This is a genomic window from Phenylobacterium sp. (assembly GCF_965229015.1).
Classification (GTDB): domain Bacteria; phylum Pseudomonadota; class Alphaproteobacteria; order Caulobacterales; family Caulobacteraceae; genus Phenylobacterium.
Window position 1 is genome coordinate 724,955 of record NZ_CBDDIM010000001.1, and the last position, 24,139, is coordinate 749,093.

22 protein-coding genes are annotated in these 24,139 nt (G+C 69.2%); 7 read left to right on the forward strand and 15 right to left on the reverse strand.

Annotated elements, in window-relative coordinates:
* Positions 1 to 114: 114 nt before the first annotated feature.
* The 8 genes from ACO06I_RS03600 to ACO06I_RS03635 form a co-directional block, all read right to left on the reverse strand.
* Complete coding sequence (locus ACO06I_RS03600) at positions 115 to 3,168, reverse strand: hypothetical protein (protein WP_421931243.1); 3,054 nt, start codon at positions 3,166 to 3,168, stop codon at positions 115 to 117.
* 135 nt (positions 3,169 to 3,303) lie between these two features.
* The gene (gene alr, locus ACO06I_RS03605; protein WP_421931244.1) at positions 3,304 to 4,398 is read right to left on the reverse strand and encodes an alanine racemase; all 1,095 of its coding nucleotides are present in this window, start codon (positions 4,396 to 4,398) and stop codon (positions 3,304 to 3,306) included.
* Positions 4,399 to 4,437: 39 nt separating this feature from the next.
* On the reverse strand, positions 4,438 to 5,940 hold the full coding sequence (locus tag ACO06I_RS03610) for a replicative DNA helicase (RefSeq protein WP_421931245.1): 1,503 nt from the start codon (positions 5,938 to 5,940) through the stop codon (positions 4,438 to 4,440).
* A gap of 184 nt (positions 5,941 to 6,124) precedes the next feature.
* Positions 6,125 to 8,539, reverse strand: coding sequence for a TonB-dependent receptor plug domain-containing protein (locus ACO06I_RS03615; RefSeq protein ID WP_421931246.1), 2,415 nt, complete (start codon positions 8,537 to 8,539; stop codon positions 6,125 to 6,127).
* 172 nt (positions 8,540 to 8,711) lie between these two features.
* Positions 8,712 to 9,296, reverse strand: coding sequence for a 50S ribosomal protein L9 (rplI, locus tag ACO06I_RS03620; protein ID WP_421931247.1), 585 nt, complete (start codon positions 9,294 to 9,296; stop codon positions 8,712 to 8,714).
* A 12-nt stretch (positions 9,297 to 9,308) separates the two neighbouring features.
* Positions 9,309 to 9,587, reverse strand: coding sequence for a 30S ribosomal protein S18 (gene rpsR / locus ACO06I_RS03625; RefSeq protein WP_215340908.1), 279 nt, complete (start codon positions 9,585 to 9,587; stop codon positions 9,309 to 9,311).
* An 18-nt stretch (positions 9,588 to 9,605) separates the two neighbouring features.
* A complete protein-coding gene (rpsF, locus tag ACO06I_RS03630) occupies positions 9,606 to 9,977 on the reverse strand; it encodes a 30S ribosomal protein S6 (RefSeq protein WP_421931248.1) in 372 nt (123 codons plus the stop codon).
* A gap of 185 nt (positions 9,978 to 10,162) precedes the next feature.
* Positions 10,163 to 10,726, reverse strand: coding sequence for a peroxiredoxin (locus tag ACO06I_RS03635; RefSeq protein ID WP_421931249.1), 564 nt, complete (start codon positions 10,724 to 10,726; stop codon positions 10,163 to 10,165).
* 70 nt (positions 10,727 to 10,796) lie between these two features.
* Between ACO06I_RS03635 and ACO06I_RS03640 the strand changes: the two genes are divergently transcribed.
* On the forward strand, positions 10,797 to 11,771 hold the full coding sequence (locus tag ACO06I_RS03640; protein WP_421931250.1) for a phosphoribosylaminoimidazolesuccinocarboxamide synthase: 975 nt from the start codon (positions 10,797 to 10,799) through the stop codon (positions 11,769 to 11,771).
* Between the two features lie 68 nt (positions 11,772 to 11,839).
* Positions 11,840 to 12,646 (forward strand): thioesterase family protein, encoded by an 807-nt coding sequence (locus tag ACO06I_RS03645; protein WP_421931251.1) that lies wholly within the window; start codon positions 11,840 to 11,842, stop codon positions 12,644 to 12,646.
* On the opposite strand, the gene ACO06I_RS03650 is transcribed toward ACO06I_RS03645, so the two are convergent.
* The 4 genes from ACO06I_RS03650 to ACO06I_RS03665 form a co-directional block, all read right to left on the reverse strand.
* Entirely contained in the window at positions 12,609 to 13,331 is a 723-nt protein-coding gene (locus ACO06I_RS03650) for a peptidylprolyl isomerase (protein WP_421931252.1), read from the reverse strand. The two genes, ACO06I_RS03645 and ACO06I_RS03650, sit on opposite strands and share 38 nt — an antisense overlap.
* Entirely contained in the window at positions 13,328 to 14,128 is an 801-nt protein-coding gene (locus ACO06I_RS03655; protein WP_421931253.1) for an SDR family NAD(P)-dependent oxidoreductase, read from the reverse strand. Before ACO06I_RS03655 ends, ACO06I_RS03650 begins: the two co-directional genes overlap by 4 nt.
* A 2-nt stretch (positions 14,129 to 14,130) precedes the next feature.
* A complete protein-coding gene (locus ACO06I_RS03660; protein WP_421931254.1) occupies positions 14,131 to 14,700 on the reverse strand; it encodes a carboxymuconolactone decarboxylase family protein in 570 nt (189 codons plus the stop codon).
* A gap of 91 nt (positions 14,701 to 14,791) precedes the next feature.
* The gene (locus ACO06I_RS03665) at positions 14,792 to 14,938 is read right to left on the reverse strand and encodes a hypothetical protein (RefSeq protein ID WP_421931255.1); all 147 of its coding nucleotides are present in this window, start codon (positions 14,936 to 14,938) and stop codon (positions 14,792 to 14,794) included.
* 220 nt (positions 14,939 to 15,158) lie between these two features.
* On the opposite strand from ACO06I_RS03665, the gene ACO06I_RS03670 reads away from it, so the two are divergent.
* The 4 genes from ACO06I_RS03670 to ACO06I_RS03685 all read left to right on the forward strand — a co-directional run bounded on the left by ACO06I_RS03670 (position 15,159) and on the right by ACO06I_RS03685 (position 17,746).
* Entirely contained in the window at positions 15,159 to 15,368 is a 210-nt protein-coding gene (locus ACO06I_RS03670; RefSeq protein WP_304697132.1) for a cold-shock protein, read from the forward strand.
* Between the two features lie 77 nt (positions 15,369 to 15,445).
* Positions 15,446 to 15,694 (forward strand): hypothetical protein, encoded by a 249-nt coding sequence (locus ACO06I_RS03675; RefSeq protein WP_421931256.1) that lies wholly within the window; start codon positions 15,446 to 15,448, stop codon positions 15,692 to 15,694.
* A gap of 121 nt (positions 15,695 to 15,815) precedes the next feature.
* A complete protein-coding gene (locus tag ACO06I_RS03680; protein ID WP_421931257.1) occupies positions 15,816 to 16,139 on the forward strand; it encodes a hypothetical protein in 324 nt (107 codons plus the stop codon).
* 8 nt (positions 16,140 to 16,147) lie between these two features.
* Entirely contained in the window at positions 16,148 to 17,746 is a 1,599-nt protein-coding gene (locus ACO06I_RS03685; RefSeq protein WP_421931258.1) for a methyl-accepting chemotaxis protein, read from the forward strand.
* Positions 17,747 to 17,868: 122 nt separating this feature from the next.
* Here the strand turns inward: ACO06I_RS03685 and ACO06I_RS03690 are convergent, their stop codons facing one another.
* Positions 17,869 to 19,533, reverse strand: coding sequence for a M10 family metallopeptidase C-terminal domain-containing protein (locus ACO06I_RS03690; RefSeq protein ID WP_421931259.1), 1,665 nt, complete (start codon positions 19,531 to 19,533; stop codon positions 17,869 to 17,871).
* Positions 19,534 to 19,747: 214 nt separating this feature from the next.
* On the opposite strand from ACO06I_RS03690, the gene ligD reads away from it, so the two are divergent.
* A complete protein-coding gene (gene ligD, locus ACO06I_RS03695) occupies positions 19,748 to 22,378 on the forward strand; it encodes a DNA ligase D (protein WP_421931260.1) in 2,631 nt (876 codons plus the stop codon).
* A gap of 81 nt (positions 22,379 to 22,459) precedes the next feature.
* Here ligD and ACO06I_RS03700 read toward each other — a convergent pair whose 3' ends face one another.
* Together ACO06I_RS03700 and ACO06I_RS03705 are read right to left on the reverse strand one after the other, a co-directional pair.
* Complete coding sequence (locus tag ACO06I_RS03700; protein WP_421931261.1) at positions 22,460 to 23,314, reverse strand: Ku protein; 855 nt, start codon at positions 23,312 to 23,314, stop codon at positions 22,460 to 22,462.
* A gap of 53 nt (positions 23,315 to 23,367) precedes the next feature.
* The gene (locus tag ACO06I_RS03705) at positions 23,368 to 24,138 is read right to left on the reverse strand and encodes a dienelactone hydrolase family protein (RefSeq protein WP_421931262.1); all 771 of its coding nucleotides are present in this window, start codon (positions 24,136 to 24,138) and stop codon (positions 23,368 to 23,370) included.
* Between the last annotated feature and the right edge of the window lies 1 nt (position 24,139).

The following is a 24,139-nucleotide window of genomic DNA, read 5'->3' on the forward strand; positions in this document are numbered from 1 at the left end:
CTCGACAGGCTGGAGACGCCGAACGATCCGGCAATTCCATTTCATGTGTCAGAAATATCTGACGCATGTATGCGAGTCAACGCGGGGCTCGGGCCCGCCGCCGTTCGCGCGATCTCAGAGGGCGGTGAGCCATCCCGTGGGCAGGGCCGACGCGGTGACGCCCACCAGCACCATCCGATCGCCGCCGCCGAGGTCGATGACGGTGTCGGACCCGACCTGCGAAACCGCGTAGGTCCCGTAGTCGATGACCACCCGGTCGCCCTCGGCGGCGTTGAAGTCGGTGACCCGATCGAGGCCGCCGCCGGTGAAGATGTGGAAGGTGTCGGCGCCGGCGCCGCCGGCCACGGTGTCGTCGCCGCGATCGCCCCAGATCCAGTCGTCGCCGGCCCCGCCGTTCAGGCTGTCATCGCCCTGGCCGCCGCGCACCCAGTCGAAGCCGTCGCCGCCGAACTGGGTGTCATTGCCCAGGTTGCCGTAGACGACGTCCCCGCCCGCGTCGCCGAACAGCAGGTCGTTGTCCTTGCCGCCCACCACCCAGTCGTCGCCCTGGCCGCCGGAGAGCACGTCGTCGCCCTGGTTGCCGTTGATGTCGTCGAAGCCGGCGCCGCCGAGGATGTAGTCGTTCCCCTCCTCGCCGCGCAGGTAGGTCGAGCCGAGGGGCCCCGTCGCGCCGCCGGACGATCCGCCGGCATAGAGGACGTCGTTCCCCGTGCCGCCCCAAAGGGTGTCAGACCCGCCGTTTCCGTAGAGCAGGTCGTTACCGCCATAGCCGCGCAGCAGGTCCGCCCCCACGCCGCCGCCGACGCGGTCGCCGCCCGCCAGGACCGTGTTGAAGAAGGTCGAGGTGGCGTCGGTGAGAGACCAGGCCGCAAGGGTGGTGAGCGCCACCTGGGGGGTCGCCAGGGACAGGGAGAAGGGTCCGCCGTGGGCCGCGCCGTAGGAATAGGACATCGAGGTGGCGATGCCGCCAGCCAACTGGCCGTTGTTGTCGAGGGCGAAGTTGAACCCGGTCAGGCGCAGGGAGATGTCGCCCAGGCTCGCCGTGACGAAGCTGTTCGAACCGTCCGTGATGATGGCGTCCAGCACATAGGTCAGGTGCATGTGGTCCATGTCGCCGGCGATGGTCCCGCTGGCGCCGCCGACGCCCGCCGAGGGCGCGGCCGGAAGGGCCGGGTCGCCGGAGGATGGCGACGTGGGGGTGGTCGGGGTGGTCGGCGGGGGCGGAGTCGTCGGCGGGGCGGGCGGGGGAAGGGGCGTCTCCAAGGGGCCCGGCAGGCCCACATTGGCGGCGGAGACCGCATTCAGGTCCGTCCCCACCAGCCGCACGGCGTCGTCGAAATGGAGGCGGCCACTGGTGGGCTGGCCGAAGACGTAGACGTCGGAGCCGACCTGGACGGAGACGAAGTTGTACCCCGCCGCGGCCTGGGCCTCGGCGGCCTGGACGGCGCCGGCATAGGTGGTGGCGGTCGTCTCGGTATAGGCGCCGGTGGCGGCGCCGAACTGCAGCTGGTCGTCGGCGGACCAGCCGGTGACGGTCACCACATTGGCCTGGGCGCTCGCGGAGTGGGTTCCCGCCGTCACATAGACCAGGTCGGCGCCGGTCCCCAGCGACGCGGAGTCCTGGGCGCCGATCTCGAACCGGTCGTTCCCGGCGCCACCCGACAGCGAACTGCCGGTGGCCGTCCCTGTCAGGGTGTCGTTGAAGCTGGCGCCGATAATCCCTTCGACGCTGATCAGGCTGTCGCCCCCGACCCCGACGCCGGTCCTGAGGCTGACGCTGATCGCCGACCCAACGCCGCTGTAGTCGATGGTGTCGCGCCCGGCGCCGCCGTTGAAATAGTCGCCGGCCGGCCCGCTGACGAGGCGATCGTCCCCATCGCCGCCCATCACGGACGCGGAGCTGGAATTGGAGGTGATGACGTCATCGCCGCCGCCGGCGTTCACGGTGAGCATCACGCTCTGGGTCGCCAGGTTCAGGTTGTCGGCGAAGTCGGTGCCGCGCAGATAGACCAGGCTCTCCACGTTCTGGATGACGCCGCCGCCGATGGTGTACGGGCTGCCGGCGGCGATGCCGGCGGTGTTGAAGGTGACGCCGTAGCCCAGGCCGCCGAAGGACAGCCGCAGCGTGTCGGTCCCGCCGCCGCCATCGGCGTCGTCGCCGAACCCGATGGCCAGGACGTCATTGCCGCCGCCGGCCGAAATCTGGTCGTGCTCCAGCCCCATGTCGTCGGCGGGGTCGTTGTAGACGCCCGAGAAATTGGCGGAGAACAGGAAGTCCTCGCCATCGCCGCCAGTCAGCACATCAGCGCCAATACCGCCCGCGATCCTATTTCCGACGTTGGCGCCCGTGATCCTGTCGTCGCCCTCGTCGCCGGACGCCCAGCCGGCGAAGTTCGGCCTTTGCATGTCGATGACGTCGTTGCCGGCCCCCCCGTAGGCCTGCGCGGCATAGATCAGGTCGTCGCCTGCGCCGCCGACTGCCTGCGCACCGGTGAGATAGGTTCCGTATAGCGTGTCGTTACCGTCTCCGCCGTCTACGAACTGGAGATACTGACTTTGTCGCCCATCGACCAGGTCGTTGCCGGAGTCTCCAAACAAGCCTGAAGAATAGTATCCGGCGGTGAGCGTATCGTCGCCGTCCATTCCAGAAATGAAAAGGCCAGATCCCGTAGCGTTCTGATGGCTCAGATTATCCCCGAACTGGCTGCCCTGAATGTAGCGCGTAATCTCGATGTTCTTGATGACGCCGCCGCCGACCACATGGATGCCGGGGCCAGCTTCAAAAGCCACACCGGCGGGTGCGCCCTGGAAGCTGATGAATAGGGCGTCTTCCCCGGCCCCCCCGTCGACGTTGTCGCCATAACCCGCAAACAGCATGTCGCCGAAATCGCCACCCTGCAGACTGTCGACCTCGACGCCGGTATCGAGTTGTGGGAGAACATAGGCGTTGCCGTAGTAGGGGAACTGGAAGCCTGGCGAGGCGTCGCCGCTGTACAGCCAGTCTACCCCCGCGCCGCCATCGAGGGTGTCGGCTCCCGAGCCGCCTGCCAGGACGTCGCCGTAGCCGCCTCCGGTCAGTTGGTCGTTTCCGGCCCCGCCTGAAGCGGTGTTTTCAACAAGCCCGCCCGTGAAGGTGTCGTTGCCGCTTGTACCGGAAAAGTCAGTCATGACCCGGAACGCCCCCCACGCGGCGGCCCCTACCAGGCACGCAAGCTTAACAACTAGCTAACGCGAATCAGTTGGTCAAACCTTAGGTAGAGTTAACGCGGCATGTTGGCTGGGACGTGTGGCTGGGGCCGCGGCTCAGGTTTCCCCGAGATAGACCCGTTCGGCCCGGGGGCTGAGGCGGACCAGGCATTCGTGGGCCACGGTGCCGGCGGCGGCGGCCAGGTCGTCGATGTGGGCGTTGGGGCCCATGAGTTCGACCATGTCCCCCAGGCCGGCGGGGGTGTCGCCGATCTCCACCAGGATCAGGTCCATGGTGACGATGAGGAAGGGGCGCGGCGCGCCAGCGTACCAGCCGTGGCCCGTCGCCTTGGCGGCGCGCACCAGGCCGTCGGCGTAGCCCGCGGCCACCACCGCCACCCGGGTGGGGCGGTCGACGACGCGGCTGGAGCCGTAGCCGACGGTCTCGCCGGCCTCGATGTTGCGGATGTCGAGGATGGGGGCCTCCAGGGTGGCCACCGCCTTCAGGCGCGCATCGGGGCGCTCCTCGGGGCCGCCGCCATAGAGGCTGACGCCGGGACGGACCATCTCGAACCGGTAGGCCTCGCCGAGGAAGATGCCGGCCGAGGCGGCGAAGCTGGCGCGGGCGTCGGGGAACAGCTTGCGGACCGCGGCGAAGCGTTCGAGCTGGCGGGCGTTGCGCGGGCTCTGGGGTTCGGGCGCCGAGCCCAGGTGGCTCATCACCAGGCCGACGTCGAGGTGGGCCAGGCGGTCGCGGGACTGGGCGAGCGCCACGGCCTGGTCCGGGGTGATCCCCTGGCGGTTCATGCCGGTGTCGACGTGCAGGGCCACGGCCAGGGGCCGGCCCAGGCCCGAGGCGAAGCTGCCGGCCGCCTCGATCTGCGGCACGCTGGTGAGGGACGGGGTCAGGTCGGCGGCCAACAGGCGTGGGGCCGTGCCGCTGGTCATGCCGTCCAGGACATAGATGGTCGCCCGGCGCTCCGGGCCCAGGGCCGCGCGCAGGGCCTCGCCCTCGGTGAGGCGGGCGACGAAGAAGCTGCGGGCGCCCTCGGCCCACAGCCGGCGGCCGATGGGGCCGGCGCCCAGGCCATAGCCGTCGCCCTTGACCACCGGAGCGGCTTCCGCGCCGGGGGCCTGGGCGCGCAGGACGCCGTAGTTGTGGGCCAGGGCGTCGAGGTCGATGGTCAGACGCGCGGAGGAGGGGAGTGCCATTGGCGCTCCCTTAGAGGCTGGCAGGCGGAAGGGAAAGGCTCAGTCGCGCTGCTGCTGGTCGTAGCGGCTGTGGTCGCGGGCCAGGTTGCCGAACTTGGTGAGGTCGGAGTTGAAGGACAGTTTCACCGTGCCGATGGGGCCGTGACGCTGCTTGCCGATGATCACCTCGGCCAGGCCGGCCACCTGGTCCATCTGGTCCTGCCAGGTGAGGTGTTCGGGCGTGCCTTCCCGGGGCTCGGTGCGGGAGAGGTAGTATTCCTCCCGGTAGATGAACATCACACAGTCGGCGTCCTGCTCGATGGAGCCGGATTCCCGCAGGTCGGAGAGCTGGGGCTTCTTGTCCTCGCGGTTCTCCACCTGACGGGAGAGCTGGGCGAGGGCGATGACCGGGACGGAGAGCTCCTTGGCCAGGGTCTTGAGCCCCTGGGTGATGGCGCTGACCTCCTGCACCCGGTTGTCCACCTTGCTGCCGGGCCCGATGGTGACCAGCTGGAGGTAGTCCACCACGATCAGGTCCAGGCCCACCATGCGCTTCAGGCGCCGGGCGCGGGCGGCCAGCTTGGCCATGGTGATGCCGCCGGTGTCGTCGATATAGAGGGGGGCGTCCTGGATCTCGAGGGCCGCGTCGCGCACCCGGCCGAACTCCACGGCGTCGATCTCGCCCTTGCGCAGGCGGTCGCCGGACACCCCGGAGACGTCGGCCAGCATACGCATGGCCAGCTGGTCGGCGGACATTTCGAGCTGGAAGAAGGCCACCACCCCGCCGCTGACGGTCTTCTTGGTGCCGTCCGGCTGCGGCTCCCAGGCGTAGTTGCGCGCCACATGGAAGGCGATGTTCACGGCGAGCGCGCTCTTGCCCATGGAGGGGCGGGCCGCGAGGATCAGCAGGTCGGAGGGATGCAGGCCCCCCAGCTTCTGGTCCAGGTCGATCAGGCCGGTGGAGAGGCCGGCCAGGCCGCCGTCTCTGCTGTGGGCCTCGGCGGCCATGGTGACGGCGCCGTGCAGGGCCTCCGACAGGGGCACGAAGCCCTGGCTCTGGCCGCCGCTCTCGGCCAGGGCGTAGAGCTGCTGCTCGGCCGCCTCGATCTGGTCGCGGGCCGAAAGGTCGTCCTCGGGCGCGGTGGCCGCCTGGGCGATGTCGCCGCCGATGCGGATCAGGTCGCGGCGCAGGGCCAGGTCATAGATGACGCGGGAATAGTCCGGGGCGTTGGCGCCGGGCGGGGCGCGGTCCACCAGGTCGGCCAGGTAGCGGATGCCGCCCAGCTCCTCGAAGGCCGGGTCGCGGCTGAACTGCTCGGCCAGCAGGATCGGCTCGGCCAGCTGGCCCTTGCGGACGTGGGTCTCGATGGCGGCGTAGAGGCGGGCGTGGAAGGGCTCGTAGAAGTGTCGAGCCTGCAGGTAGTCGCCGATCCGCTCAAAGGTGGCGTTGTCATAGAGGACGGCGCCCAGCAGGGCCTGTTCAGCCTCGATATTGGCCGGGGCGTGGGGGATCGCCGTGTCGTTGTGGGCGGGGCGGAGGTCGAGCGCGGGAACGAGGGCCATGGGTTACTGATAGCTTAACGAGGGGGCCGGAACAGTGCGGCGAGAAGCCCTACTCACAGGTAACGGCCCAGCCTGTGGATGACCTCACTTTGGGTACCGCGGGAGCCTAGCAGATCTGGAACAAAAGAGAAACGGCGCGGAACCGGGGTTCCGCGCCGCTCCATTTCTCAGAGTTGGCTTGGTCCTACCACTTGTAGGACAGGCGGCCGTAGACGAACCGCCCGCCGAAGCCGAAAGGCGAGAAGGAGGAGAAAGGCGCCGCGCCCGAGGTGTTGAGGTTCGGCGCGATCTGCAGCGGGTAGCCGTCGAAGAGGTTGTCGGCGCCCACCGAGACGGTCACCCCCATCGGGAAGGTGTAGCGACCCTCCAGGTCGACGATGCCCTCGGAGCCGGTGTGGCTGTCACCGCTGCCGTCGGCCAGGGTGCCCGGCGACAGGACGTCGCCGTAGAAGGTGGTGCGCAGGGTGGCGCCCCAGCCCTCCTTCTTCCAGTCGCCCTGCAGGGTCAGCTTGTGCTTGGGCGCGCCGTCCTCGAACCGCAGCGTCGCCTGGCGGGCGAAGAGCGAGACCGGGGTCGGCAGGATGGTGGCCGAGGTGGTGGGGGTCTTGGTGACGCTGAAGTCGTTGACGTTGCCCGCCGCGGTCAGGTCGAACGTGCCGGCCTGGTCGTCGACGATCTTGTAGTGGGCGACGATGTCGACGCCCTTGGTGTCGGTGTCCACGCCGTTGATGAAGAAGCGGGCGGCCGAGGCGCCGTAGGGCGACAGCAGGTCATAGATGATCCGGGCGTTGGTCCCGGGGGCGGCGGTGGCGCTGCCGGTGAGGGTCTCCGACAGGACGATGCGGTCCTTCACCTTGATCTGATAGGCGTCCACCGTCAGCTCGAAGGCGCCCTTCCGGAAGACGAAGCCCAGGGCGTAGTTGTCCGAGGTCTCCGGCTCCAGGGGCTTGCCCCCCAGGGCGCGGCCCACCGGACTGACCGAGGGATAGGTGCCGGTCTCGAAGGGCACGCCGTTGATGTAGAGGATCGAGGTGGCGGTGTAGTACTGCTGCTGCAGGGCCGGGGCCCGGAAGCCGGTGGAGACCGAACCGCGGATCGCGAATTCCGGCGTGAAGTCGTAACGCGCCGAGAGCTTGCCCGTCGTGTTGCCGCCGAAGTCCGAATAGTCCTCGTAGCGCACGGCCGCCGAGGCCGAGAGCTTCTCGGTCAGGTTGCCCTCGAGATCCAGATAGACCCCGACGGCGTCGCGATCGACGTCGACGATGTTGGAGGGGGTGAAGCCGGTGAAGCCGCGCGAGCCCAGGGCCAGCGTCGTGAAGGGTCCGCGGATGTAGGAGCCGGGCTCGCCCGGGTTGATCTTGTAGTTCTCGCGGCGGGCCTCGAGGCCGAAGGCCACGTTGAGCGGCTTCACCAGCCCGACCTCGACCTCGCGGCTGAAGTCGGCGCCGAAGACGGTCTGGTCATAGGTCAGGCCGCCGGCCTGGAACGAGGTGGGCGAGGTCGGACCCAGCGACGGGTTGAGGGTGTGCTGTACCCCGAAGTCGATGTCGTTCTTGCCGTAGACCAGGTTCACGTCGACGTTGAAGCCGGCCCACTCGCCCTTGATGCCGAGGCCGGCGCTGTTGTCCTCGGTGTCGGTGGTGATCAGCGGCAGGTAGCCGTTGGGATAGACCGACGGGATGTTCTGGGTGGCGTCGGTGGGCAGGCGGTAGGTGGCCGCCGACGAGGCGTCGCGGTGCTCGTAGCCGTACCAGCCGTAGAGGTTCCAGGTGTCGCCCAGCGGCTTGCCGGCGTTGGCGTAGAAGGACAGGTCGTCGGCGTCGCCGTCGCCGAAGCGCGAGGTGACGCGCACCGGGGTGACGCGCGGATCGACGTCGCTGCGGTTGGTGTTCTGGCGCGTGCGGTATTCCGCCGAGAGGGTCAGGAAGCCGTCGCCCAACAGGGTCAGGCCCTGCCAGCCGGAGACCGTGGTGGTTCGGCCGTCGGTGAGGTCGCGCTTGCCGCCGTAGAAGCCGTCGAAGCTGGTGACGTACTCGCCGGTGGTGACCGACAGGCCGCCGCCGCTGCTGGCTTCGCGCAGGCGCATGTTGATGACCCCGGCGATGGCGTCGGAGCCGTACTGGGCCGAGGCGCCGTCCCGCAGGACCTCGATGCGCTCGATCGCGGTGGAGGGAATGGCGTTGAGGTCGACGGCGGCCGAGCCGCGGCCCACCGAGCCGTTGGTGTTCACCAGGGCCGTGGCGTGGCGGCGCGTGCCGTTCACCAGGACCAGGGTCTGGTCGGGGCCCTGGCCGCGCAGGGTGGCCGGGCGGATGGTGTCGGTGCCGTCGGTGTTGGACGGCCGCGGGAAGTTGATGGAGGGCACCGTGGTCGCCAAGGCCGTGGCCAGCTCGGTGGTGCCGCGCTGCTGCAGGGTCTCGGTGGTGATGACGTCGACGGGGGCCAGGGTCTCGAGCCGCGTGCGGCCCACCGCGCGGGTGCCGGTGACGACGAACTCCTCGACCTCGGTCTGGGTCTTGGGGGCGGTCTGGGCGGCGGCGAGGCTGGCCCAGAGGCTTACGGCGGACGCCGTGGTGATCAGGAGTGTACGGTAGCGCATATTATCCCCTCTGCTCCGGGAGGTCCCGAAGCTCTAGCTTGGCCCTTATGACTGCCTAGCTAGGGGGCGCCGCTGCTCGTGAAAATGACATTTCTGCAACGGCGGGCATGAAAAACGGCGCGGGACCGAGTGTCCCGCGCCGTCTTCAATCTTGAATTGTCCGATCCGAAGATCAGCTCTCGACGTAGTCGCCTTCGTGCGAACCGGCGCCGCCGGCCAGCATGTCCTGGGCGGCTTCCTCGGCCGCGACGCGATCTTCCTCGAATTGAGCGTTGATCACGTCCTCGCCGCGGGCTTGGCGCTCGGCCTCGTCCTGGCTGCGGGCGATGTTGAGGGTCACCGTCACGACGACTTCGGCGTGCAGGACGACCTTCACCGGGTGGAGACCCAGGGTCTTGATCGGCTTGTCGAGGGCCACCATCGAGCGTTCCAGCTTGCCGCCGGCCGCGTTGACGATGTCGGCGACGTCACGGCCGGAGACCGAACCGTAGAGCTGGCCGCTTTCGCCCGCCTGACGGATCAGGATGTAGGACGTGCCGTCCAGACCTTCGCCGGTCTTGGCGGCCTGTTCCTTGGCCTTCTGGTTGCGAGCCTCGATGTCGGCGCGCTGGGCCTCGAAGACCTTGACGTTGGCGGCGTTGGCGCGGAGCGCCTTGTTGCGCGGAAGCAGGAAGTTGCGCGCGTAGCCGTCCTTTACGGTGACCACATCGCCCAGGGCGCCCTTGCCTTCGACGCGTTCGAGCAGAATGACTTTCATGTGCCTGTCTCCCTACTTCACGACGTAAGGGAGGAGGGCCAGGAAGCGGGCGCGCTTGATGGCCTTGGCCAGCTCACGTTGCTTCTTGGCCGACACCGCGGTGATGCGCGAGGGCACGATCTTGCCGCGTTCGGAGACGTAGCGCTGCAGCAGCTTCACGTCCTTGTAGTCGATCTTCGGCGCGCCGGCGCCCGAGAACGGGCAGACCTTGCGGCGACGGAAGAAGGGGCGGCGCTGGCCACCCGCGGCAGGCGCGCCGGCGGTGGTGGCTTCGGAGGTTTCGTCGGTCATGTGATGATCCTCCCTTTCTTAGGCTTGGAAGCTGTCTTCGCGGCGCGGTTCGCGCTCACGATCGCGGTCACGACGGGCCAGGACCGGCGAGAGCTCGAGGTCGAGCTCCTCGACGCGGACCGTCAGGTGGCGCAGCACGTCTTCATTGAGAGACAGCTGGCGCTCCATTTCCTTCACCGCCGGGGGCGGGGCGTCGATGGAGATCAGGGAATAGTGACCCTTGCGGTTCTTCTTGATCCGGTAGGTCAGGTTGCGAAGGCCCCAGTACTCGATCTTCGCGACCACGCCGCCACCCTCTTCGATGAGGGCCTTGATCTGGTCATTGAGGGCTTCGGCTTGTTGCGGCGAGATATCCTGCCGCGAGATAACGACGTGCTCGTAGAGCGCCATGTTTTCCTTCTTCCGTTGTGGAGGCGGCGCTGTCGACGGCGGAAGCCCGGCGAAAACGATGGATCTCAATGCGGCGCGCGGGAGGCTCCCGCGCCTTTTACGTTCCGACTTGAGACCGCCGTCCGTGAAGAGGCGGGCAGATACGGGAAAACCGCTTGTTTCGCAAGCCTTCCCGCGCCTCGCGCCTACTTCTTCTGCTTGGCCTTCCAGGCTTTCAGGGCGGTGAGGGTCTGGTTGACGTGGTCGTCGGCCTTCATGTTGTCGTAGGCCAGCAGGACCGTCCCGTCGGGGGCGATGACGTAGGAGGTGCGGGCCGAGAGGTCCACCGGGGCCTTCATGCCGGCCATCTTCATGGGCGAATCATAGGCCTTGGCGATCTTGGCGCCCGGATCGGCGGCCACGGCGAACTTGCCGCCGCAGGTGGTGGTGTCGGCGGAGAATTCGGCCAGGCGCTCGACCTTGCCCGCGGTGACCCCGATCAGGGTCGCGCCCTGGGCCTTGAAGTCGTCGGCGGCCTCGGAGAACAGGTGGGCCTCGAGATTGCAGCCGCCGGTGAAGGCCGAGGGGAAGAAGTAGAGCACGACTGGCCCCTTCTTGCGCGCCGCGGCCATGTCGAAGGTGAAGGGCTTGCCCGCCAGATAGGCCGGGGCGGTGAAGTCGGGGGCCTTGGCGCCCACCGCGAGATCGGCGAGGGCGGGCGTGGCGGCGGCGACAGCGGCCAGGACGGCGAGGGCGATCAGGCGTTTCATGGGGTGTTCCTCCGGGGTTCGATGATCATACGAACTGGACGGCGCTTTGTCTTCGCAGCATAGGCAGACAATGACACCGCAGCTTCCCGCCCGCCCCGACCAGGTGCTGGCCGACGCCATCCTTCCCGAACTGCCCAACCACTATCGGGGCAAGGTGCGCGACACCTACGATCTGGGCGACGGGCGCATGGTGCTGATCTCCAGCGACCGGCTGTCGGCCTTCGACACCATCCTGGCGGTGATCCCCTACAAGGGCCAGGTCCTGACCCAGACGGCGAAGTTCTGGTTCGAGGCCACCAAGGACATCTGCCCCAACCACGTGCTGGCCTATCCCGACCCCAATGTGGTGGTGGGGACGCGGCTGGAGATCCTGCCGGTGGAGATCGTGGTGCGCGGCTATCTGGCCGGGACCACGGGGACCTCGATCCTGACCCTCTACAAGCAGGGCCAGAGGGAGATGTACGGCCACCGGCTGCCGGACGGGATGGCCGACAACCAGGTGCTGCCGACCCCGATCATCACGCCGACCTCCAAGGCCAACGACGGCGAGCACGACGCCCCCCTGACCCCGGCGCAGATCGTCGAGCAGGGGCTGCTGAGCGCCCCGCAGTGGGAGACCCTGAGCCAGTACGCCCTGGCCCTGTTCGCCCGCGGCCAGGCGATGGCGGCGGACCGCGGCCTGATCCTGGTGGACACCAAGTACGAGTTCGGCGTCGACAAGGCCGGGACCATCATCCTGGCCGACGAGATTCACACCCCGGACTCCAGCCGCTACTGGTTCGCGGAGAGCTATCCGGCGCTGTTCGCCAAGGGCGAGCGGCCCGAGAGCTTCGACAAGGACTTCGTGCGCTCCTGGGTGGCCGAGCGATGCGACCCCTACACGGACCCGATCCCGGAGATACCGGCGCAGATGATCGACGAGACGGCCCGGGTCTATATCCGCGCCTTCGAGACCATCACCGGCCAGGCCTTCGAGGCGCCGCCCTCCGACGTCCCGATCCTGGAGCGCATCCGGCGCAACCTGGCCAGCTACGTTCCGGCCTAGAATTTCTGGGCCGGGGTACGGGAACCGGGAGTCGCGCGCGCGGGGGGAATCCGTCATGGTCCCGCTCCATGCAAAACGAACCTTTTTTCAAAAGGGACGGTCAATTTTACGTCCCGCAACCGTCCTGCCGCGGCCCCTGGAATCCTCAGTCCCTGCACGGGCGCGTCATCGTCGGCCTGCTCGGCTTCGAGATCGAGGCCAAGCACGGCAGCCCTGATTTCATGCCGGCCCGCCTGACGGTGGACATGTACCGGCTGCCCAATTTCGATCCGATCGAGATCAAGACCACGGTGATCCGCGACGGCAACCGCATCCGGGTCGTCGACGCCGAGTTCATCTCCGGCGGGGTCAGCATGGCGCGCGCCTCGGTGCAGTTCCTGAAGCGCACCGAGAATTCGCCGGGCGAGTCCTGGCATCGCCCCGACTGGGACGCGCCCAGGCCGGCCGATATCCCGGCCCCGACCGATGGGCGCCAGGGCATGGGCGGCATGTGGGCCATGCGGCCGATCACCGGCGGCTTTGGCCAGCCGGGCCCGCGCAAGACCTGGATGAGCGAGGTCCGCGAGATGGTGGAGGGGGTTCCGCTCACGCCCTTCCAGCGGGTGTCCCTGGCGGCCGACTTCTCCAGCCCCTTCGCCAATTCCAGCACCGAGGGGCTGGGCTACATCAACTCCGACGTGACGGTCTATCTGCACCGCCTGCCGGCCACCGAGTGGATCGGGTTCGAGGTCGCCGACCATCACGCCACCGACGGCGTGGCGATCGGCGAATGCTGGCTCTATGACGAGCAGGGGCCGATCGGCCAGGCCTCCTGCGCGGCGCTGGCCCAGCGGCGGCTCAGCCCTGGGGCGCCGCCGCCTCCGGCGAAGGCGTAGGCCCGACGGGCGCCGGTGTCGCAACCGGCGCTGTCGGCGCGGCCTCCACCGGCGGCGTCTCGACCTTCGGGACGGGCGCCGTGGTGCGGCGCGCGCTGAGGATCGGCACCGGCGGTTTCAGCATCTCGCCCTTCATCACCCCCACGCCCGCCGTGGGGGAGCGCGGCTTGACGAGGATCTTGCGCACCACCTCCATGCCCTGGACCACGTGGCCGAAGGCGGCGAAGCCGAGGTTGTCGCCCTTGGCCTTGGGGTTGGCGTCCAGATAGGTGTTGTCGCCGACGCAGATGAAGAAGTCCGAGGTGGCGCTGCCCGGGGCGAAGCGGCCCATGGAGATGGCCCCGTCGGTATGGGAGAGGCCCGTCCTGGTGGTGGGCTCGTGGGCGATGGGCTTCATCACCTTGGCCGGGTCGTTCTGCAGCCCGCCCTGGATCGAGCCGTAGTCGTCGGCGGTGTAGCCCTTGGGTCGCGAGGCCCGGTAGAAGGTGGCCCCGTCATAGCGCTTGGTGTCGGTATAGCGCAGGAAGTTGGCCACGGTGATCGGGGCCTTGGCCTGGTCCAGCGCCAGCACGATCGCCCCGTCCGGGGTGGTGAGCTTCACATAGACCACCCCCGGCGCGGCCAGGGCGGGGGAGGCGGCGAGGCTCGCGGCCCCGGCCAGGAAGGTTCTGCGTTGGAGGATCATCCGATCCGGCTCCCCATGCCGCCGTCCACGGGCAGGATCGCCCCGGTGATGAAGTCGGCCTCGTCGGAGGCCAGGAACAGGGCCGCATAGGCGGTGTCCCAGGCGTCGCCCATCTTGCCGCCGAGCGGGACGCGGGCGTTGCGGGCGGCGCGGACGGCCTCCTGCTCCTGGCCGCTGGCCTGGGCGATGCCGGCCACGGCCATGGGGGTGTCCATCAGGCCCGGCATGATGGCGTTGCAGCGTATGCCCTTCGCCGCGTTGGACTGGGCGACGCTGGTGGTCAGGCGGTTCACCGCGGCCTTGGAGACCTCGTAGGCCACCTGATTGCCCCCGGCGATCCCCGCCAGGGACGAGATGTTGACGATGGCGCCGCCGCCCTGGTCGCGCATCACCGGGATGGCGGCCTTGATGGTCAGCCACATGCCCTTGAGGTTCACGCTGAGGATGCGGTCGAAGGCGGCCTCCTCGACCCGGTGGGCGGGACCGTCGCCGCCGCCGATCCCGACATTGTTCACCAGGATGTCGATGCGCCCCAGGCGCGCCTTGCCCGTCTGGATCATGGCGTCGCAGTCGGCCGCCGAGGTGACGTTGGCCGTGAAGGCCGTGGCCTTGCCGCCTTCCGACGTGATCATGGCGGCGGTCTCCTCGGCGCGCTCGCCGAGGCGGTCGACACAGAGAACCTGCGCGCCCTCGCGGGCGAAGAGGATGGCCATGGCCCGGCCGTTGCCGATGGTCTCGCCCGGCGTCTGGCCGGCGCCGACGATGATCGCGGTCTTGCCCTGCAGGCGGTCGGCCATACTCAGAACCCCTTCAGATCGGGGTCGAGGGTCTGGCCCTCGTCGAGCTGCACGCCGAACGAGTTCAGGATCATCGAGACCTGGGTGTACTGGCCGGCGGTGAAGACCACGTCCATGCACTGCTTGTCGGTGAAATGGGCCTTCAGCTGGGCCCAGGTGGCGTTGGTGATGAACTGGTCGTTGTGGAGTTCGTCGGTGGCGCGGAGCAGGGCGGCGTCGGCGGCGCTCCAGCCGGGGGCCTCGGCCCCGGCCTTGATGCGCTCGCACTCCTCGGCGGTGAGGCCCTCGCGCTGGCCGATGGGCACGTGCTGGGTCCACTCGTAGCCGGCCTTGCAGAGATAGCCGATGCGCAGGACGACGATCTCCCGCTCGCGGCCGGGCAGGTCGTTGCGGCGCGACAGGACGTAGTTGCCCCAGGCCAGGAAGCCCTTGGCGGCCTTGGGGGCGTTGACCATGGTGCGGAAGATGTTGAGCACGCGCCCGGTGGCGACCATCGGCGCCAGGATCTCGGCCTGAGCCTCGTCCAGCTTATCCAGGTCGACCGGGGCGATCCGAGGTTGGGTCAGGCGCATGCAGGTTCCTCCGCGACGCCTTACGCAGCGTCATTGAGGACATCTTACCGGAGCGCCGGCGCGGCCTGTCAAACGAATGTTCGGCGCGGGATCAGCCGAGCTCGCCGGACCGCAGGATGAGCGGGATGACCTGCGCCAGCACCAGGAGGCCGAAGCCGATCAACAGGATGCGGCCGAACCATTTCCGGCGTTGCTCGGCCTTCAATTCCTCGGGCGTGGGCTCTGGGGTGTCAGTCATGGGGGCGGCCTATCACGCCCATGTCATCGCGGGCAACGCGGGGTTCAGCGGATTGTCTGGCCTATGTCGGCCATTAGGCGCATAAGGCCTGCGTCGATCTCTGCCGCGCAACGCTCTTAAGCCCTCTCGCTCAGCGCGCGGAACTTTCGAAGCCGACCCTCTCAGACCTCGATGGCCGCCGGGCTGTTCCGGCGCGCCTACGCACTTCTCGGAGGCTGTCATGGCGACCGGTACTGTCAAATGGTTCAATTCCACCAAGGGCTTCGGCTTCATCCAGCCGGCTGACGGCGGCAAGGACGTCTTCGTCCACATCTCCGCCGTCGAGCGCTCGGACCTCAATGGTCTGAACGAAGGCGACACGGTGTCCTACGAGCTGGAGCGCGATCAGCGTTCCGGCAAGGAAAGCGCCGTCAATCTGAAGTCGGCCTAAGACGAAAAGGGGCCGGCGCGATCCTCGCGCCGGCCCCGATCTTATTTGCGCGGCGTTCGCGCTGACGGGAGCTGCTCATGGCCATGGCCGACCTGATCCCCACGCTCGACAACGAAGGCCTCGCCAACCTGCGCGCCAACGCCCAGCGCCTCGAGACCTCGAGCGTCGCCCGCCAGGCCGAACAGGCCTCGGCCCTGCTGCCGCTGATCGACGCCGAGCTGGCCGAACGCCTGACCCGGGTCCCGCCCAAGGCGCCGGCCAAGGCGCGCGCCAAGAAGACCGCCGTCCTCGTCGAGGACGCCGATGAGGACGACGACGAGTCCTAAGCGCATCCCAGGATAGCGCGGCGCCCAAAAACGCAACCTCGCCCCTGATTTTTCAGGGGAAATTTGTCGCACCCCCCTGAAGTTAAGCCTTCAGAAAGCATGTCGCCCGCAATCGGGTAGCATGTTCGACAAGCCGTCATCCGAGCGCCTGCCGCTCTCGAGCTTGATCTTCATCGGGCTGATCGCGGTCGCCAGCGTGGCCGGCGCCACCGTGCTCGGCGCGCGCCCCCTCGATCCCCACGAAGCGGCCGGCGTGTTCCCGCCCTGGTGGGGCCGCGAGGCCAGCCTGCTGGCGGCTTCCGACGCCGGCGCCGTCCTGGCGGTCGGAACCCTTCCCTTCATCGTCATCGTCCGCACCCCCCACGCCGACGCCCCCGCGCGGCTGCGGGCCGCGGGCGCGCTGTTTTCCATCGATCCCGGCCGGGTCGCCCCCTGCGCCGCCTAGGAGCCACCATGTTCCAGTCCATTGAAGATCAGCGCCGGTTCGCCGACCGACTCGTGGTGACCATGCTCTGGCTGCTGGTTCCGATCATCGCGGCCACCGCCGCCGTGCTGAAGGCGCCGTGGATCGGCTTTGGCCTGGCCTCGGCGGGGCTGGCGGGCGCGGTCACCGTCTTCTGGCGCCTCGCCCCGCACGGCGCGGCCGTGCGCATGGCCGGCGCCGCCGCCCTGATGGGCTCGGTGTCCCTGCTGGTGGCGGCCTTCGCCGGCAAGCCCTGGCAGGTCGACATGCACATGGCCTATTTCGCGGCCCTGGCCGTGCTGATCGTCTCCTGCGACTGGCGGGCGATCGCCATCGGCGCCGGAGTGGTGGCGGTCCACCACCTGCTGCTGAGCTTCGTGGCGCCGGCCGTGGTCTTCCCCGGAGGCGGGGACCTGGGCCGCGTCGTCGTCCACGCCGTGATCCTGGTGGCCGAGGCCGCCGTGCTGATGTGGGCCACCTTCAACATTTCGAGCATGTTCGCCCGGTCCGGCGCCGCGCTGACCGAGGCCGCCCAGGCCCGGCAGGTGGCCGAGGCCTCCGTCCAGCAGGTCGAGTCCGCCCGCCTGGCCGAGGGAACCGCGGCGCGGGACCGTGAGGTCTACCAGAAGACCGTCGAGGACGAGGCCGTGGTGGTGGTGGACGGCCTGGCGCGCGGCCTGAAGCAACTGTCCGAGGGCGACCTGACCGCCCGTATCTCCCAGGCCTTCCCCGCCAAGTACGAGACCCTGCGCCTGGACTTCAACGTCGCCTCCGAGCGGCTGGAGCAGACCCTGGCCGGCATGGTCGCCTCGGCCCAGATCATCCGCAACGGCGCCTCGGAGATCTCCGGCGCCGCCGACGACCTGTCGCGCCGCACCGAACGCCAGGCCGCCGGCCTGGAGGAGACCGCCGCGGCCCTGGACGAGATCACCGCCACGGTCCGCAAGACCGCGGGCGGGGCGAAGGCCGCCGCCGACGTGGTGCTGGCCGCCCGCGGCGACGCCCAGGCCAGCGGCGAGGTCGTACAGCAGGCCGTCGCGGCCATGAGCGGCATCGAGAAATCCGCCTCCGAGATCAGCCAGATCATCGGGGTGATCGACGAAATCGCCTTCCAGACCAACCTGCTGGCCCTGAACGCCGGGGTCGAGGCCGCGCGCGCCGGCGAGGCCGGCCGCGGCTTCGCCGTGGTGGCGTCGGAAGTCCGCGCCCTCGCCCAGCGTTCGGCCGAGGCGGCCAAGGAGATCAAGTCGCTGATCTCGGCCTCCAGCCAACAGGTGGGGTCGGGGGTGCTGCTGGTGGGGCAGACCGGCGAGGTCCTGCAGCGGATCGTCGGCCGCGTGGCCGAGATCGACGCCCTGGTGGGGGAGATCGCCGCCAGCGCCCAGGAGCAGTCCAACGGCCTGGCCCAGGTCAATACCGCGGTCAATCAGATGGACCAGGTGACCCAGCAGAACGCGGCCATGGTGGAGCAGTCCACCGCCGCCAGCCACAGCCTGTCCTCCGAGGCCGAGAACCTCGCCACCTCGGCCGGACGCTTCCGCGTCGGCGCGGTGGCCATCGAGGCGCGTCCCCGGCGACGGGCCGCCTAGAGCCTTTCAGGGTCGGATGGAATCATCCGGCCCGGGGCTCTAACTCAAAGTAGAGAGCGCGCGTCGGACGGGCTCACCGGCTTCCAACTAATCCTGACGCGCTCTAGGCCGGTCGCTCAGTCTCAGGCCGCGAAGATCCAGTCGCCGGTGAGCGCCGTGGTCTGGACGCCCACCAGAATGACCTGACCGCCGCCGGCCATGGAGACGACGGCGTCGCCGCCGACCTGGGCCAGGGTCCAGGTCGTGCCGACATCGACCTGGATACGGTCGCCCTCGGCGCGGCTGAAGTCGGTGACACGGTCGATCCCGGCCGCACCCCAGCTGTGGAAAATGTCGGCGCCCGCGCCGCCCGAGAGGGTGTCGTCGCCGAGGTCGCCGGACAGCCAGTCGTCGCCGGCGCCGCCGGAGAGGCTGTCATTGGCCTGGCCGCCCCGGACCCAGTCGCGGCCGTCGCCGCCGTCCTGGGTGTCGGCGCCCAGGTTGCCGTAGACGACGTCGTCGCCGGCCTCGCCGAACAGCCGGTCGTCGGCCTGGCCGCCCACCACCCAGTCGGGGCCGTCGCCGCCGCGCAGGGTGTCATACCCCTGGTTGCCCAGCATGTCGTCGAAGCCGCTGCCGCCAACCAGGCTGTCGTCGCCCTCGTTGCCGCGCAGGTAGTCGTTGGCCTCGCCGCCATCGATGGTGTCGTTTCCCAGGCCGCCGAGGATCTGGTTGGCGGCGCTGTTGCCGTTGATCTGGTCGGAGCCCGAGCCGCCCAGGGCGTTCTCGATCGTGGCGCCTACGGCCACGGCGACGTTGCCCACCAGGCCCCCGACATTGGAGAAGAAGCCCTGGCGCAGGTCGATGACCTGGTTCTGGCTGAAGCCGGAGAAGTCGAAGGTGTCGTTACCGCCGGCGTCCCACACCGCGAAGACCAGGCGCGAGCCCCCCGAGCTCGCCTCGAACCAGGGCCGGCCGGCGTTGGAATTGAAGCCATAGGTGTTGTCGCCCAGGCGGGTGGTGGTGTTGGCGCCGTACTCCAGCTGCACCGCGGCGATGTCGTCCAGCATCGGCGCGGCCGAATAGGTCCCGCCGAAGCTGCCGCCGGTGTTGGTCTCGCTGAAGTAGCTCATCACCGTGTACTGGCGGCTGTCCTCGGCGTAGTCGGCGCTGGTGGCGTAGGTGGGCGCCGTGGTGTCGCTGGCGTCATAGTTGCTGGGATGGCCCAGGCCGATGGCGTGGCCGATCTCGTGGACCAGGACCGATCCGCCATAGTTCCCGACCGTCGGATTGACGTTGTAGCTGAGCGTGCTGTTGGTCCAGACATCCCCCGACTGGGCGGAAAAGGCGGTGTTGCGGGGGAAGAAGCTGAAGGCCGAGGCGCCAGACACCCCCCCCGAATAGTTCGAGAACAGGATGCTGGCGGCGTTCGAGTAGGCCGCCTCCCCGGAGGCGCCGGAGCCCACGCGAACGAAGCTGATATTGCCTGCGTCGGACCAGCCCGCCAGGGCCAGCTCGGCCTGATGGATCTGGGCGGAATTGAACCGCGAGAAGCCGGTGGCGTCGTCGGGCATGGTGGCCGGCGCGTCGGCCCGGAAGCCGTAGGTCACCGTGAAGCCGACCCCCAGGGCGCTGGACCAGCCGGGCTCGCCGCCCACCAGGCGGTTGGCGGCCTCGGCGACGGTGAAGCTCTGTTTGCCTCCCGCCGTGCCGCCGCGGGCGTCGGCGTTGAGGTAGGATTGGGGGGAGGTGTCGCCCTCCAGGGCGAAGCTGGCGCCGATGGGGTCGCCGGAAGAGGTCATGGCCATGGGACGGTCACCACACTACAAGCTCCCCAACTTCAAACCTCCGTACGGGGCGACGGCGGCCCCGGCAACCAGGAAGCCCGCGTTGCGACGTTTTCCCGCAGGTTTCAAAGGCTTAGCTATGGTTTTCTGTTATCTGCCGTTCATCTTCGCGGCCCGTCTGGATCGAGTATCGGCCTCAATCGTTTCGGCAATCTAACCGGGATCGGAGGCGGCCATGGCGGCAGAGAAACTTGCCCGCTACCAGAAGATGCGGGACTTCGGGCAGACGGCCGAGCCGTCGGGCCGCGACGCCAAGGTGGTCAAGTCCAACCGCCTGCGGTTCGTCATCCAGAAGCACGCCGCCACCCGCCTGCACTTCGATCTGTGGCTGGAGCACGACGGGGTGTTCAAGTCCTGGGCGGTGACCCGCGGGCCGTCCCTGGATCCGCATGACAAGCGCCTGGCCGTGGAGGTGGAGGACCACCCCCTGGACTATGGCGACTTCGAGGGCGCCATCCCCAAGGGCCAGTACGGCGGCGGCACGGTCCAACTCTGGGACCGGGGCTACTGGGCGCCCGAGCCGGGGATGGAGGACATCGACAAGGCCCTGAAGAAGGGCGAGCTGAAGTTCGTCATGGAGGGCGGACGGCTGCACGGCTCCTGGGTGCTGGTGCGGCTGCGGCCGGACGCCAAGTCCAAGCGCAACAACTGGTTGCTGATCAAGCACCGAGACGACGCCGCCGTGGAGGGGGAGGGCGGGGCCCTGGCCGCCGAGGACCGCTCCATCGCCTCGGGCCGCACCATGACCCAGATCGCCGCGGGGGAGGGCGCGCCCGCCAGCCCCTTCATGACCGCCAAGGGGGCCGCCGCCGACGCCGTCTGGCAGAGCCGCGAGAACGCCCACTCCACCGCCGCGGCCTCGCCGAAGGTGGCGCGGGCCGGTCCGAAATCCTCCGCCAATCCCAAGACCGTCGCCGCCTTGCCCGACTTCGTGGCCCCCCAGCTGTGCAAGACGCTGGAAAGGCCGCCCCAGGGGCCCGGCTGGGTGCATGAGATCAAGTTCGACGGCTACCGCATGCAGTTGCGGACCGCCGGCGGCGCGGCGAGCCTGAAGACCCGCAAGGGCCTGGACTGGTCGGCCAAGTTCCCGGCCATCGTGGCGGCCGGCGCACGCCTGCCCGACAACCTGATCGACGGCGAGGTGGTGGCGCTGGACCACACCGGCGCGCCGGATTTCGCGGCCCTGCAGGCGGCGATCTCGGCGGGCAGGACCGACGACCTGATCTTCTTCGTCTTCGACCTGCTGTTCGAGGGGACCGCGGACCTGCGCGGCCTGCCGCTCACCGAGCGCAAGGCGCGGCTGCAGGCCCTGACCGCCAAGGCCCCACCCAACATCCGCTATGTCGACCACTTCACCACCGCCGGCGACGCGGTGCTGCAGTCGGCCTGCCGCATGGACCTGGAGGGGATCATCTCCAAGCGGGCCGACGCGGCCTACCGGTCGGGCCGCAGCGAGACCTGGGCCAAGTCCAAGTGCCGCCAGGGCCATGAGGTGGTGATCGGCGGCTGGAGCACCACGGGGGACGCCTTCCGCTCGCTGATCGCCGGGGTCTATCGCGACGGGGACCTGGTGCATGTGGGGCGGATCGGCACCGGTTTCGGCCGCGACAAGGTCGATCGCCTGCTGCCCAAGCTGCGGGCCCTGGAGAGCGACAAGAGCCCCTTCACCGGCAAGGGCGCGCCGAAGAAGGCCGCCGGGGTCCATTGGGTGAAGCCCGACCTGGTGGCCGAGATCGAATATGCGGGCTTCACCGGCGACGGCTCGATCCGGCAGGCGGCCTTCAAGGGCCTGCGGGAGGACAAGCCCGCCCAGGAGGTGGAGGCCGAGGTTCCGGCGCCGGCCGAGAGCGCCGACCTGGCCGATCCGGCGCCGAAGACGGTGGTTTCGAAGACCGTTTCGCCGAAGGGCTCAGCGGTGGTCATGGGGGTGACGATCTCCAGCTCCGGCAAGGCGCTCTGGCCCGACGCCCACGATGGCCAGCCGGTGACCAAGCTGGACCTCGCCCACTACTACGAGGCCGTGGCCGAGGCGATCCTGCCCCACATCAAGGGCCGGCCCTGCTCGATCATCCGCATGCCGGACGGGATCACGGGCGGTGAGACCTTCTTCCAGCGCCACGCCTCGCGGGGCTCGTCGTCCCTGTTCACCGAGGTGGAAGTGTTCGGCGACCGCAAGCCCTACCTGCAGATCGACCGGCCGCAGGCCCTGATCGCCGCGGCCCAGATCGGCGCGGTGGAACTGCACCCCTGGAACTGCGAGCCCTTCAAGCCCGAGGTCCCGGGGCGGCTGGTCTTCGACCTCGATCCCGCGCCGGACGTGCCGTTCGAGGCGGTGATCGAGGCGGCGCGCGAGGTCCGCGACCGGCTGGAGGACCTGGGTCTCGTCAGCTTCTGCAAGACCACCGGCGGCAAGGGCCTGCACGTGGTCACACCCCTGAAGGCCGGGAAGATCGACTGGCCCACCGCCAAGGCCTTCGCCCGGGACGTGTGCAAGGCCATGGCGGCCGACGACCCCGAGCGGTTCCTGATCACCATGGCCAAGAAGGACCGCGGCGGGCGGATCTTCCTCGACTATCTGCGCAACGACCGGATGGCGACGGCGGTGGCGCCGTTCTCGCCTCGCGGCCGGGACGGCGCGCCGGTCTCCATGCCGCTGACCTGGAGCCAGGTGAAGAAGGGGCTCGACCCGGCCAAGTACACGATCCGCACCGTGCCGGGCCTGCTGCCCAAGCTGACGGCCTGGGCCGACTACTTCGACTCCGAGCGGCCCCTGGCGGCGGCGATCAAGCGGCTGGGGAAGGTGTAGCCACTGGCCGTCATCCCGGCCGCAGCGCGCGGCCCCTGGGTCCCGGATCGCCTGTCGGCGTCCGGGATGACGCGGAGGGGATTACGCGCGCTTCTTGGCCGGCGGGTGTTTGGCGGCGGCTTTCTTGGCGGGGGGCTTGGTCGCCTTCGCCGCGCCCTTCTTGTCGCCGGCCAGGCTGCGGCGCAGGGCTTCCATCAGGTCGATGACCTCAGCGCCCTGCGGCGCCTCGACGGTGACCTTGCGGCCGGCGCCCTTCTCCTTCTCCTTGATCAGGGCGCGCAGGGCCTCCTCGTAGTGGTCCTTGAACTCGCGGGGGTCGAAGTCGCCCTCCTGCTGCTCGATGATCTTCTCGGCGATGGCGATCATGTTCTTGTCGGCCTTGGCCTCCGGAATGTCGTCGAAGAAGGCCTCGGGCGCCTTGACCTCGTCGAAGGTGCGCAGGGTGTAGGCCACCAGCCCCTTGCCGCGGGGCTCCATGGCCAGCATCCGCTCGCGCTGGTGCATGACCAGGCGCCCCAGCGCGATCTTGCCGGCCTTCTCCATGGCCTCGCGGATGACGGTGAAGGCCTCCACCGCCACCTTGCCGTCCGGGACCAGGAAATAGGGGTCGTTCCAGTAGAGGCGGTCGATCTCCTCGGCGTCGACGAACTTGTCGATGTCGATGGTCCGCGTGCTCTCCAGCCGGACGCTGTCGATCTCCTCGGGCGTGACCACCACGTAGTGGTCCTTCTCGATTTCGTAGCCCTTGACGATGTCGGCGCGCTCCACCGGCCCGGTCTCCGGATCGGTGGGGATCATCCGGATGCGGTTGTGGGTGGTCTTGTGCAGCATGTTGAAGGACACGTCGCCGGTCCGGCTGGTGGCGGTGTAGAGCGCCACCGGACAGGAGACGAGCGAGAGGCGCAGGTGACCCTGCCAGGTTGGACGCGCCGCCATTTGACCCTCCGAGAAATCCGAAGGGGTGAACGCGCCAGGCGGCGCTGTGTTGCCTAGAGCGCGCTGGTGAAGAAGCTCACCACCTCGGCGCGCGCGGCCTCCGCCGCCGTCCTGTTGAATTCCATCAGCACCGGCCCGCCGGCGCCGTTGTGGGCGAAGGGGTCGTTGATGGTCTGGGCCGGCAGGTCGCGGTCGAAGCCGTGGGTGGCTCCGGCATAGGTGATGTTGCGCACCTCCGCCGTCCCCTGGGCGCTGAGGGCGGCGGCCAGCTTCGCCCCCGCGTCGGGGTGGTCGTAGGTGTCGATGTCCCCGGTCTGGATCAGGATTGGTGCGCCGGTGAGGTCGGTGAGCGCCATGCGGGGGTCGGCGGCGTAGGCGTAGCAGACTGGATAGTGTGCGGCGTGGGCCTTGAACCCGGCCAGCGCCCCGCGCAGGGGATCTGCCCGGCCGCGGGTGGCGCTCAGCAGGGTGACCACCCCGCCCCAGGAGAAGCCCAGGACGCCGATTCGGGCCGGGTCGATCTCCGGCTGCTCCCCCAGCAGCTTCAACGCGCCGAAGGCGTCGGGCAGGGTCTCCATGGGCGAACGCGGCCGGCCCGCCGCGCCCCGCGAGGTGCTCCGCGCGGCCCACATGTCGATCTCCAGGGTGGCGAGGCCCGCGGCGTTGAGGGCGCCGGCATAGTACTCGCCGCGCCCGTCCACCCCGTCGGAGCCATGGCAGATCAGCACGGCGCCGACCGGGGCGGTGGCCTCGCGCGGGGTGCGCAGCAGGCCCGCGACCTGCAGGCCGGCGGAGGTGGGGAAGCTGACGAAGGAGGTTCTCATG